The 13,176-nt window shown below is 59.5% G+C and carries 6 protein-coding genes; all 6 read right to left on the bottom strand.

What is annotated here, in order from left to right; genetic code table 11:
* Window positions 1–141 precede the first annotated feature (141 nt).
* The 6 genes from AC6I1V_RS16800 to AC6I1V_RS16775 all read right to left on the bottom strand — a co-directional run bounded on the left by AC6I1V_RS16800 (window position 142) and on the right by AC6I1V_RS16775 (window position 13,169).
* Complete coding sequence (locus AC6I1V_RS16800) at window positions 142–1,110, bottom strand: TAXI family TRAP transporter solute-binding subunit (RefSeq protein ID WP_486853431.1); 969 nt, start codon at window positions 1,108–1,110, stop codon at window positions 142–144.
* 671 nt (window positions 1,111–1,781) lie between these two features.
* Window positions 1,782–3,908 (bottom strand): TRAP transporter permease, encoded by a 2,127-nt coding sequence (locus AC6I1V_RS16795; RefSeq protein ID WP_486853432.1) that lies wholly within the window; start codon window positions 3,906–3,908, stop codon window positions 1,782–1,784.
* 1,221 nt (window positions 3,909–5,129) lie between these two features.
* Window positions 5,130–8,651 (bottom strand): pyruvate:ferredoxin (flavodoxin) oxidoreductase, encoded by a 3,522-nt coding sequence (nifJ, locus tag AC6I1V_RS16790; RefSeq protein WP_497737263.1) that lies wholly within the window; start codon window positions 8,649–8,651, stop codon window positions 5,130–5,132.
* Between the two features lie 84 nt (window positions 8,652–8,735).
* Window positions 8,736–10,688, bottom strand: a complete 1,953-nt coding sequence (locus tag AC6I1V_RS16785) for a sigma 54-interacting transcriptional regulator (RefSeq protein WP_497737262.1) — start codon at window positions 10,686–10,688, stop codon at window positions 8,736–8,738.
* A gap of 151 nt (window positions 10,689–10,839) precedes the next feature.
* Entirely contained in the window at window positions 10,840–11,850 is a 1,011-nt protein-coding gene (locus tag AC6I1V_RS16780) for a TRAP transporter substrate-binding protein (protein WP_302553410.1), read from the bottom strand.
* Between the two features lie 47 nt (window positions 11,851–11,897).
* Window positions 11,898–13,169 carry a TRAP transporter large permease gene (locus AC6I1V_RS16775; protein WP_302553411.1) on the bottom strand — a complete coding sequence of 424 codons (1,272 nt, stop codon included), beginning with the start codon at window positions 13,167–13,169 and terminating at the stop codon, window positions 11,898–11,900.
* Between the last annotated feature and the right edge of the window lie 7 nt (window positions 13,170–13,176).

The raw sequence follows: 13,176 nt of genomic DNA, 5'->3' as shown, positions 1-13,176 counted from the left end.
CGCATTACCGTTTCGATTCCATTCCCCGCAGCGCGGTCTTCGCCGGGGAAAACCTGCGTGGACGGGTCTATGGCCTTGCGGGAGTCGGCGCGTCGGGAATCATCAGGGGAAAACCCGCGCGGACGGGTCTATGACAGCCTTTTACTTCAGCAGCCCGATTTCGCGGTAGTACTTTTCAGCGCCGGGATGGAGGGGGATGCCGGAAAGATCGCTGACGGCCATTTCCTTGGTGACGGTTTTTATGACGGCGTGGGCCTTACCGAGAGAATCAAGGTTTTCCCAGAAGGTTTTGGCAAGATCATACACCACATCGTCGGGCATGGAGGCATCGGTGAGGAGGAGCATTTTGACGGCCGTGGTCTGGACGGGTTCGGCCTGTCCGTCATAGGTGCCCGCCGGGATGGTGAATTTGGAGTACCAAGGATACTTCGACTGTACCTTGGCGATCAGTTCGTCGTCCATGCCCACGAGCTTGCCGTCGGCGGTGGAGCACATTTCCGTGACGGCGGCGGTGGGCATCCCGGCCATGATCCATACGCCGTCAAGCTGTTTGTTGCGCATCAGGTCGATGGATTCGGTGAAGCCCACGAAATGGGCTTTGATCTCGTCAGGATACTTGAGCCCCGCTTCGGTGAAGTGGATGCGGGATTCCACTTCGGTCGTACCGCCCGCCGCCCCCGGCGCGAAACTTTTGCCCTTGAAGTCCGCCAGCGAAGCTACGCCGCTGTCGGCGCGGGCTACGACCTGGTTCGGGTTGTAGTACAGCCCCGCCAGCACGCGGACATCCTTATAGGCACGGCCTTTGAACCCGCGCTCGCCGTTGAGCGCCTCGTAGGTAATGCTCGATACGGCGAACGAAACCTGCGCGTTCCCGGCTTTGAGCAGGTTGAGGTTCTGAATGCCGCCGTTGGAGGCCTGCACCCGCGCATTCACATAGCCGAGCTTGGTATTCCACAAATTGGCGATACCCGCGCCGAGGGGATATAATGCCCCGGTCGTCGCCGCCGTGGGAAAGCTGATGTTGACCTTTTTCCGTTCCGCAGCCTGAAGGGGCGAGGCCAGTATGCACGCGCACGCCGCCGCAGCCAAAAGCATGGACCATGTTTTCATGACGTTCTCCTCGTTTTATATGTTGCATTCGTTGCCGGAATATCCGCAGCGCCCCGGCTCCTCTCCACATGAAGGGTTCCGCGCCGTCGGGCTTTTTCCCTCATTTTCCCGTCCCCACCGATACCTTCATCCGGCAGGCTTTCCGTTCCGGCTTTCCCATGAAGCGACAGGGACTTCCTCCGTGCCGCCTCCCCACTAATGTTTTACATGCTGCATTCGTTACCGGAATATTCGTAAGGTCCCGGCTCCTCTCCACATGAAGGGTTCCGCACCGCCGGGCTTTTTCCCTCATTTTTTCGTCCCCGCCGATACCTTCATCCGGCAGACTTTCCGTTCCGGCTTCCCCATGAAGCGACAGGGACTTCCTCCGTGCCGCCTCTCCACCAGTCTTTTACATGCTGCATTCGTTGCCGAAATATCCGCAAAGATTCGGCTCCTCTCCACATGAAGGGTTCCGCGCCGCCGGGCTCTTTCCCTCATTTTTCCGTCCCCGCCGATACCTTCATCCGGCAGGTTTTCCGTTCCGGCTTCCCCATGAGGCGACAGGGACTTCCTCCGTGTTGCCTCCCCACCAGTCGAAAGTCTTTGGGGAGGATGGGGGAGGTTTGGAGGGGGAAGGAGGCCCTTTCTCCAAGAAAGGGCCTCCTTCCCCCTCCAATTCCCGCTAATCCCTACCCCTTCCCTCTCGCCTTCCAACTCCACACACCTGCCACGGCGCACAGGGCGAACGCGGCGAGATCGGTCTTGAGGCCGGGATCGATGGCGAGAAAGGCCGCCACAAGCAGCAGGCCGCGCATGACGTAATTACAGGGCCCGAACAGCCAGCCTTGCAGCCCGGCGGCCAGCGCGCTCACGCCTAGGCAGGCCGTGGCGAACGCCCACAGCGTCGCCAGGGCCGGGTTGGCCGAGCTGTACAGCAGGAGGGGGTTGTTCAGGAAAAAGAAGGGCAGGATGAACCCCGTCAGGCCCAGCTTTACAGCAATGAGGGACGTACGGGTCTGATCCGAATGCGCAATGCCCGCCGCCACGTAGGACGACATGGCGACCGGCGGCGTGATGTTGGAAAGGCAGGCGTAGAACAGGCAGAACATATGCGCCGCCATCGGCATCACCCCCACTCCCGTGAGCACCGGGACAGCCACCGCCGCTACGATGACATAGGCCGCCACGCCGGGCACGCCCATGCCGAGGATGGTGCTCATGATCATGACGAACAGGCCGCCGAGGTAGAGCTGGCCTTCGCCCACGTATTTGAGCACTTCATATCCAAAGGTCAGGCCGAGCCCTGTGAGGGACACCGTGCCGATGATGACGCCGATGATCACGCAGGCCGCGCCCACGCCCACCGCGCCGCGTGCGCCTTCGTCGAGCGCCTGGATCACCAAGCGGGGGGTCATGCGGTACCGATCCGAACACCACGCGGAAGCGAGCGCGCACAGGGCCGTGAGGATTGCCGCGCCAAGGCTGAGGAACCCAGAGAGGGCCAGGCCTCCGAGGGCGGCAAGCAGCAGGATGAAAGCGGCGGTGCGGGCGGTTTTCGTCCGCAGCAATCCGATGAGGGAAGGCAGCCATGTGGCCCCGACGGTGGCGAAGATGGAGGCCGCCGCCGCGAACAGGGGGGTGTAGCCGTCAAACATCAGCCAGAGCAGCACGATCAGCGGGATGAACAGGTGCCCGCGCTCGCGCAGGACTTTGCCGGCCGCCGGGATGTGTTCCGGGGAGAGCCCTTTGAGTCCGAGCTTGCGCGCCTCGAAATGCACCGCCATGAGCAGCGTAAGGTAATAGAGGAAGGCAGGGATGGCCGCCGCAAGCATGACCTTGGTGTAGGGGACGCCGAGGAATTCGGCCATGATGAAGCCAACAGCGCCCATGATGGGTGGTGCGAACTGCCCCCCGGTGGAGGCGACCGCTTCGACGGCTGCGGCAAATTCGGGCTTGTACCCGGTCTTTTTCATGAGCGGGATGGTGATCGCTCCGGTGGTAGCGACGTTGGCGAGGGCGCTGCCGTTGATCATGCCCATGAGCGCGCTGGCGACCACGGAAACCTTGGCGGGCCCGCCGGCCGTGCGGCCCACGAGGGTCAGCGCGAGATCATTGATGAAATCGCTGAACCCGCTGTATTTCAGGAATGCCCCGAAGAGCACGAACAGGAAAATATAGGTGGCGGATACGCCCACGCCCACGCCGAGGAGCCCTTGGCTGCCCCAGAACATGTGCTCGACGACGCGATCCCATGAAAATCCCGTATGCCCGAATGCGCCGGGAATCCATTCCCCGACGAAGTTGTAGAGGAAAAACACGCCCGCCAGCGCCGCAAGGTTGCCGACCACGCGCCGGGCCATTTCAAAGCAGATGAGCACGCCGACTGAGGCCACGAGGTAGTCGGCGGGCAGGAAGTAGCCGCCGCGCAGGGTGATTTCCGTATAATTGACGATGAGGTAGCCGAATGAGAACAGCCCCGCCGCAATACACAGGGCATCGAATGGGGTGGGGCGGGTACGGTTGCGGCGCTCGCCCTTCCATGCCGGATACATGAGGAAGGAGAGCACCAGCAGGAAAATGATGTGCCACGAGCGCAGGGTCATGGCGTCGAAGGCCGAAAACGTGGACGCGTATATTTGGAACAGCGAGAAGGCCACCGCCAGCATGGAGATGGCCGCCGCCCACGGGCCGCTGCTGTAGTGCCGGAAGCGTGATTCGCTCTCTTTTTCCTCTACCAGTGCCTGTGCCGCGGCTTGCTCCACGGCGTGCACGTGAGCCGCGTTGACGGCCTGTTCCCTTGCATCGCTGCCGTTCATGTTTCCCCTTCGTCTGTGCTGTGCCCCGGCGGTTGGCCGGGGCGTTCCGCTGTTGTCCAATTCCGCGAATCCGTTTTCCGGCTTTTGTGCCGTCCTGCGGGAGATGTCCCCCGCCCCCTTCACTCCCTCCGGCACGTTCCGCCTCTGCCGCCTAAGCCCTTTCCCTTTGGGGAGGGAGGCGGTTTCCATTCTTGTAATAAAAAAGCCGCGGACTGTTTGCCCGCGGCCTTCGCTTCTGCGCTTGATCCATACCGTCAGGCGCGGAGCGAGCCGCTTTTCCGCATAAAGTAATAAAAACCGAAATGCCCTTCGGCATCGGCGGAAAAGAGGGTGCGCAGCGTGGCGGAAAGGATCATGGATAGCTCCTGCATCTCCGCGTTAGATACGCGCGAGCTGTTTGGGTTGTCAATCAATTTTTCGGGGGTAAGGGCTTGGGCGAAAGATGGGCCGGTATGTTTCACAAAAATGTAACCATATCCGGCGGCAGGGCGTCAGGCTTGGGTCTGGAGCCCGGCAAGATGGGGCTAGGGGGTTCAAACGGCTGGCGGATGCCGCCCACACGGTAACGGCCATGAAGGGGCGGATGGAGGCACATGCTTTTTCAAGCAGGTTTCGGCAGGCGTCAGCAATGGCGTGCGGATCAAGGGCGGCGGTGCAGCGCCGGAAGGCCGCGTATGCCTCCGGCGGGAGATTCGTTTCGGCTCCTTGAATGGGGTCACCGAGTAACGCGCGTTGCCGCTGGCGGAACGCTTTCCGACGGGCGATGCCACGATGTTCTCGCGCTGTCGCGGTTGTGGGAAGCATCCAGACAGGTTGTTTGTGGCTGACGTCCGTGGGGCTTACAGCAGGCAAGGGGGACAGCCACTTGTGTCGTCAGTATCTCTGTCCATGTGGGCATACAGCACAGTATCCCTGAACGAAAAAAAGCCCAAAGAAGGGAGGTGGCCAAGGTCTTTTCAGGGCGATCTGTCTATGAATCGCTGGAAGGTGGAACGGTTTTTCGCTTAGCTGAACAACTTTCGTCGTTTGGCGACTCCTTTTGAACGGTTCTGCATGATGCATCTTTTATTCAGTTGGATTATATCACGATCCTGCTCAAAAACGTTTTGAAATGATCTCCAGCATCTAGATGAGTATTCGCAAAGAGCCCTCGACCGGATTGGCGCGAAAAAAGACGCCGGAGAAATTCCTCCAGCGTCTTCCTGATATTATGCGTCCTGCTTACTTGTTGGCGAGACGCGTGTAGTTGCTGCGGCGGGCTTTAGCATCTGCTTCGGCCTTTTCGTACAGCATCTCCGCACGTTCAGGGAACTGGCGCTTGAGGGAGGAATAGCGCACTTCGGACAGCAGGAATTCCTTGAAGTCGTTGGAAGGCTCCTTGGAATCAAGCACGAACGGATTCTCGCCCTGTCCGATACGGCGGGGATCATAATGGTACAGCGACCAGTAGCCGGCTTCCACAGCACGCTTGGCCTGCATCTGGCTGTTGCCGAGGCCGCCCTTGATGCCGTGGTTCAGGCATGGGGAGTAGGCGATGATGAGGGAAGGGCCGGGATAGGCTTCCGCTTCGGAGATGGCCTTGAGGGTCTGTTCCTGACTGGCGCCCATGGCGATCTGCGCCACGTACACGTTGCCGTAGCTCATGGCCATGAGGCCCAGATCCTTCTTGCGGTTCATCTTGCCGTTGGCGGCGAACTGCGCCACCGCACCGGTAGGCGTGGCCTTGGAAGACTGGCCGCCGGTGTTGGAATAGACCTCGGTGTCGAAGACGAGGACGTTGATGTCCTCGCCGCTGGCCAGCACGTGGTCGAGCCCGCCGTAGCCGATATCGTAGGCCCAGCCGTCGCCGCCGAAGATCCAGTGCGAACGCTTGACGAAAAAGTCGCTCTTCTCGCGGAGGGCCTTGAGCTCGGCGTTATCCTTTTCCGCCAGAGCTTCGTCGAGGGCGGCTGTGAGGGCGGCGGCCCTTTCGCGGGTGCCTTCGCCGAGGTCCTTGTCTCTCAGCCATCTTTCCATAGCGGAACGGAGAGCGGCGCTGATGTCGTTGCCCTCCAACAGAGCCTTCATCTTCAAGGCGAGGGTGGCGCGGATCTGTGCAACCCCGAGGAACATGCCGAAGCCGTATTCGGCGTTGTCTTCAAAGAGCGAGAAGCCCCACGCCGGGCCGTGGCCGTTCTCGTCGGTGGTGTAGGACACGGAGGGGGCACCGGCGGCCCACACCGTGGAACAGCCGGCGGAGTTGGAGAGCATCATGCGGTCGCCGAAGAGTTGGGTGACGAGCTTGGCATAGGGCGTTTCGCCGCAGCCGGCGCAAGCTCCGGAGAATTCGTTGAGCGGGCGCAGATACTGGCTGTTGGCCACGTTGAGCTTACCCTGAGCGGGCTTCTTGTAGGTGATGTTCTTTTCAGCGTAGTCCCACTTCCGGGCGCCCTCGGGCATCACGTTCTCCAGTTTGGTCATGGTCAGGGCCTTTTCCTTGGCCGGACACTGGCCCACGCACACTCCGCAGCCGGTGCAGTCAAGGACGGAAATGGCCATGTGGAACTCAAAGCCCTTCTGGATACGGCAGGGACGATGCTCGATGGAAGCTGGCGCGGCGACGGCTTCTTCGGCACTGAGCAGGCGCGGGCGAATGGCGGCATGAGGGCAGGCGAAGGCGCACTTGTTGCACTGGATGCACTTTTCGGCATCCCACACGGGTACCATGATGGCGGCACCGCGCTTTTCAAAGGCCGTGATGCCTACAGGCCACGTGCCGTCTTCATAACCGAGGAAGGCGCTCACGGGCAGCTCGTCGCCTTCCTGACGGTTCATCACGTCCACGATGTTGCGGACAAAGTCGGGGCGTTCGTCACAGGAGGCGGGGGCGTCTTCCGCGGCGTCGGCCCATGCAGCGGGCACGGCCACTTCGTGCAGCATGGCGATGCCCTGACGCACGGCTTCCTGGTTCATGTCGACGACGCTATGGCCCTTCCTGCCGTAGGTCTTGACGATGGCTTCGTTCAGGTAGGCGACGGCGTCATCGAGAGGGATGATGCCGGCCAGCTTGAAGAAGGCGGCCTGCATGAGCATGTTGATGCGTCCGCCGAGGCCGAGGTTCATGGCGATATCCACGGCGTTGAGCGTGTAGAAGCGGATCTTCTTGCGGGCGATGGTGCGGCGCAGGGAAGCCGGCAGATGCTTTTCCAGATCCCCGTCCTTCCACATGCAGTTCAGCAGGAAGACGCCGCCTTCCTTGATGCCCCGCAGAAGGTCGTACTTGTCCACATAGGACTGGTTGTGGCAGGCGATGAAGTCGGCATAGTCGATGAGATAGGAAGAGCGGATGGGCTGGCTGCCGAAACGCAGGTGCGATATGGTGACGCCGCCGGACTTGCGGGAGTCGTAGGCGAAATAGGCCTGAGAATACATGTCGGTATGGTCGCCGATGATCTTCACGGCCAGCTTGTTCGCGCCAACGGTACCGTCGGAACCGAAGCCCCAGAACTTGCAGGCGGTCTGGCCTTCGGCCACCACGTGGAAGTCTTTCACTTCGAGGGATGTGTGGGTCACGTCGTCGATGATGCCCACGGTGAAGTTGTCGCGGGGGTGTCCGGCGGCCAGATTATCGAAGACAGCAAGGACCTGAGCGGGGGTGAAGTCCTTGGAGGCGAGACCGTAACGACCGGCATATATCGCGGGGGCATCGGCTTTGGAGGCATAGGCGTTGCGCACGTCGAGGCACAGGGGGTCGCAGGCGCCGGGCTCCTTGGTGCGGTCGAGCACGGCGATGCGCTTTACGGAGGCGGGGACGGCTTCCAGTAGCTTTTCCGGCAGGAAGGGGCGGTACAGGCGCACGTTGACCATACCGACCTTCTCGCCGCGGCGCATGAGCTCGTCGATGGTTTCTTCCACCACGGAGGCACCGGAGCCCATGACGATGATGAGGCGTTCCGCTTCGGGATGGCCGTAATAGTTGAAGAAGTCGTAGCCCTTGCCGGTGATGGCGTTGATTTTGTCCATGTACTTCCGGACGATGGCGGGCAGGGCGTCCACGAAGGGGTTCACCGCTTCACGCAGCTGGAAGAACACGTCGGGGTTGTGGGTCATGCCGCGCAGCTGAGGATGGTCGGGGTTCAGGGCGCGGTGGCGGAAAGCTTCCACGGCTTCCCAGTCGAGCATGTCGGCAAGTTCTTCCTGCTCAAGGAGCTCGATCTTCTGGATTTCGTGGGAGGTACGGAACCCGTCGAAGAAGTGGATGAAGGGCAGGCGCGCCTCAATGGCGGAAAGGTGGGCCACGGCACCGAGGTTCATGACGTCCTGCACGGAGCTGGAGGCCAGCATGGCGAAGCCGGTCTGGCGGGTGGCCATCACGTCCTGATGGTCGCCGAAGATGCTCAGGGAGTTGGAGGCGAGGGAGCGCGCGCTCACATGGAAGACTGCGGGCAGGAGTTCACCGGCTATCTTGTACATGTTGGGGATCATCAGCAGGAGCCCCTGCGAGGCCGTGTAGGTGGTGGTGAGAGCGCCGCCTTGCAGGGAGCCGTGCAGAGCTCCTGCCGCGCCGCCTTCGGACTGCATCTCGACCACGCGCACAGGGGCTCCGAAAAGGTTTTTCTTGCCCTGAGCCGCCCACGCATCTGTGAGTTCCGCCATGGGAGAAGAGGGGGTGATGGGAAAAATGGCAGCAACTTCCGTGAAAGGATAGGAGATATAGGCGGCAGCGGTGTTGCCGTCCATGGTCTGTGTCCTGCGGTTACTCATGAAAAAGCCTCCCAATCTGAAGAAATAATACAGACTGGATGCGAATAACATGCCAAAACCGCAATTTTGAGGACGTGCCCCGTCTTATTTCTTCTCTTGTGCGGCGATCTCCTTCAGCCTTCTCCATAACGTGGCGGGGGAGATGCCCAGACGCCGGGCTGTTTCCGCCTTGTTGCCCTGTGTTTCCTCCAGTACCTGAAGGATGGTGCTGTTTATCTGGGCACGAAGCATACTCTGCTTGGTTCGTCTGTTCGCATTGGCAGGTGCGGAAGGCGACGGGGGCACGGTCACGGCCTTCTTGTGGCTGTTCCCGCACGGGGCCTCGTTCATCAGGAGCACGCGCGAGATGTCGCTTTCCCGTATTTCCCTGCCCTTTGCGATCACCACCAGCCTTTCTATGACGTTGCGCAGTTCCCTGATATTGCCCGGGAAATGATAGCGCTTCAGCACGGCCAGAGCCTCGGGGCTGATCAGGGGCCGGGGGAGAGAGAGCGACTGGGGCAGCCAGCTGAGGAAGCTGTCGACGAGTTCCTCGATGTCTTCCGGGTGTTTCCGCAAGGGAGGGAGGTTGAGCCGGAGCACGTTCAGGCGGTAGAAAAGGTCTTCCCTGAACTTGCCGCATCGCACCAATTCCGCAAGATCCTTGTTCGTAGCGCACACGATGCGCACGTTGATGGGGATATAGCGTTCCTGACCGATGCGCATGACGATTTTTTCCTCGAGCACGCGCAGAAGCTTGGCCTGCACCGAGGTGGGGATCTCGCCGATTTCGTCGAGGAAGAGGGTGCCGTTGTGCGCCATTTCGAAAAGGCCCACTTTGCCGCCTTTTTTCGCGCCGGTGAAGGCACCTTCGGCATAGCCGAAAAGCTCGCTTTCCAGAAGGGATTCAGGCAGGGCCGTACAGTTGATGCCCACGAAGGGGCCGTTCCTGAACGGGCTTGCCATATGTATGCCCTGCGCGAAGATCTCCTTGCCGGTTCCGGATTCCCCGTAGATGAAGATGGAAGAAGGGCTGTTGGCGTAAAGCTCCGCGTGTTCCACAAGGCTGCGCATCTCCGCGGAATGCCCTACCACGTCCTTGAGGGTATAGCGCGCCACATGCCCCTTGGCGTGCAGTTCCCGGCGCATTTTGTGTTCGAGGCTCTGGATATGGCTGGCATCCTGGATGATCACGCTGGCTCCGCAGTAGATATCGTTGCTGTAGGCTGGAATGATATTGCAGAGATACTGCTTTTTTTCGTACTTCTTGCTTTCTCCCGACCACGTGAGCTGTTGCTGTACCGCCTCGATGATGCCCGTATCCTGCAAAAAGGCGCAGATGCTTTTCATAGTGGATTCGCCGTTGGCAAACATCTTTTGGGCAGGCAGATTGTATTCCAGTACCTTGCCCTGTTCGTTCAGCGAGATGGCTCCGTCTTTCAGGGCGTTGAGCATGGTACGCACGCGGGCGTCTTTGGAACGTTCGCTGATGATGGCGTTGAGTATGCGGTCGGCTTCGTTCAGCACCTGTATCACGCCGTCCGCGGAAACCGTATGCAGTACGCCATGCAGTCCCAGTTTCTGTGCCCACTGCACAGCGTGGCCGCCGCCAACGAGCACCTTCATCCCCTTATCTTTCATCTCGTAACAGCCTTTTTCGATGTCGTCGGGATTGTTAACCCTATGGACGGTGAGGCTCACCCCAATGTGTGGGGCCACCGTAGCCATCTTAGAGATGTGGGAAGGAAAGGAAACCACGCCGATGTTCGTGTCGTACTGCTTCGCCTTGGTAAGAAATTCAATGGCATCACAGCATGTTATGGGGGTTTGTAGCGTGGGTACGAGGGGAAAAGCCTTTTTTATCGTGCTCCACACGCTGCCGCGGCTGACGATGACGGCGGCACCTTCCTCGATGACCCGTTTCGTGGCTACTATGCATTTGCTGGATTCCGTAGTGATGATTCGGACAGGCGAGGATATGGAGTGCCGGCAGAGCTCTATCTGTTCTGCCGCGCTGTTGTCGGAAACGATGGCGCAGATGAAGGGATGCTTAGGCATAGGGACACTCGGCGGAGATGCGGGAGCAGTTGGTGAATGGATATATACAGGATACCTGAACACGCTAACTTTTCAACTGCCTAAGCAGAAACGACAAAGGAGGAGAAGCTCCCTAACGGAGCTTCTCCTCGCCGGATAGCTTTTATATGGTTTAGTAGTTCTTACCAGCGGCCTTGTAGTCGTCGAGAACCTGCTGGATGAGGGACGGGGGAACCTGCTTATCGAAGTCCTTCCAGATGGCTTTGCCGGCGCTCATGAATTCAGCGCGGGCTTCGGGGGAGAACTCGATTACGTCCACGCCCTGAGCACGCAGCTTTTCGATGAGCTTTTGTTCCCCGCTGTGGATGGCACTACGCTGGATCTTCTGGACTTCAGCGAATGCTTCTTCAAAAATCTTACGGTCTTCAGGAGACAGAGAATCCATGAATTTGGCGGAAGCCATGAACAGATGGGGGGTATAGAAGTGGCCGGAAAGCACAAGATGGGGGGCGACTTCGTGCAGGTTGGCGGCAATGGCGGAGTGGATGTCAACGTCCACGCCGTCCACGGTGCCCTGCTGAAGGGCAGTAAATGTTTCGCTCCAGGCCATGGGGGTGGGATTCATGCCGAAGGCCTTGGTCATACTGATATGAACTTTGGAAGCGGTGGCACGGATTTTCATGGACTTGGCTTCAGCCATAGTGTGGAATGGCTTGTTCATCCAGTAGAAACGGGTGCCGAGGGCGATCCAGCCCATGCCTTTGATGCCGATCTTTTCGAGGGAACAGCTCAGTTCCTTGCCAACCTTGCCATCGAGCAGAATATTGACGGCATCGTAGTCGGGCATAAGGTAGGGAAGGTCAAAGATCAGCAGTTTGGGATCGTAGATGGACAAGTTGGAAGGAGATTCCTGAGCAAACTGCAGCATGCCGAACTGCAGGCCCTGTACTACGGCTTCAAAGTTGCCGAAGGAGTAGTTGTCGAACACGTCGATACGGAAGCGGCCATTGGTCTTTTCTTCAATGGTCTTTTTGAACTGGCCGCGGATGAGGTCGGTGGTGGGGTGGCCAGTAGGCTGGGTGAGGGCGATCTTCACCACAGTGGGGGCAGCCTGTGCGTGGGCGGCAGGGAGCAGAAGGCTCAGAGCGGCGACGGAACAGAGCATGGCCTTAAACAGTTTCATAGAGATCCTCCTAGCAGTTTGTGAGAATGGCTTCCCAACGTTAAGGATTAGATGAGGCAGAGCGAGATCTGTGGGACAAAAGCGATGGTGAACAGCATGACCACGAGCGTGAGAATGTAGGGGATGCTCGCGATACTGAGGCGTTCGATGCTGATCTTGGCGATGGAGGCACCCACGAAGAGCGTCATGCCCACGGGAGGAGTCTGTCCCCCTACGGCGAAACTGGTGAGCATGATGATGCCGAAGTGTACGGGATCCACGCCAATGGCATTGACAACGGGCAGCAGAAGCGGAGTCACGATCATGATGATGGCAGCCGCTTCGAGGAAGGTGCCCAGAATGAGCAGCACGATGAGGATGAGCGTCATGATGACGACCTTGCTCGTGGAGATGCTCATGATGGTATCGAGCACGGCGGCGGAAAGGTTGTAGTACATCATGATCTGACCGAGTGCCGTGGCGGAGGCCACCACAAGGAAAATAGAGGCGTTAATGCGTACGGAGCTCTTGATGATCTCGAGGAACAGCCTCCTTGTCATGGAACGGGTGATGAACACTTCCACGAACAGGGCGTAAACCACGGCGATGGCACCGGCTTCGGTGGGGGTGGTGATGCCGCCGTAGATGCCGCCAAGAACGATGACGGGCACCATGATGGCCCACTTGGCTTCGTACAGGGCTTTGAACATTTCCGCGAATTTGGCACGGGCTACGGTCTTGCCGTATTTCCTGCGTACGCAGATGACGTAGCTTACCAGCATGAGGGCACATCCTATGAGGATACCGGGAACGATGGTGGCCACGAAGAGGTCGCTGATGGAAACGCCGGCGGTGGAGCCGAAAAGGATGAGCGGGATGCTGGGTGGGATCATGATGCCGAGACAGCCGGAGGTGGAGTTCACGGCTGTGGCGAACTCCTTGGGATAACCTTCCTTCTCCATAGCGGGGATCATGATGCCGCCCACGGCGGCTACCGTAGCGGCGGCGGAGCCGCTCAGGGCCCCATAGAAGAGGCTGGTGAGGATGGAGATGTGGGCCATGCCCCCCTTGATGTGGCCGACCAGACAGTGGGAAACGGCCAGTAGGGAGTTGGCGATGGTGCCTTTCTGCATAATGTCGCCAGCTATGATGAAGAGGGGGACGGCCAGCAGGGGGAAGGAGTCCAGCGCACTGTACATTTTTTGCGCGAGGAACACGGGGGGAAGGCCGCCCACCATCATGCCCATGAAGACAGCGGTGCCGATGGAAACGCCGATGGGCACGGTGAAGATGAGCAGGATAATGAGGGTGCCGAATGTGGTAAGAAGAACAGGATCCATGCTATTT

It is taken from the genome of Bilophila sp. T19-St14 (genome assembly GCF_059728385.1).
The sequence above is the reverse complement of the archived record's forward strand: the minus strand, read 5'-3'. Positions and strand labels throughout refer to the sequence as shown.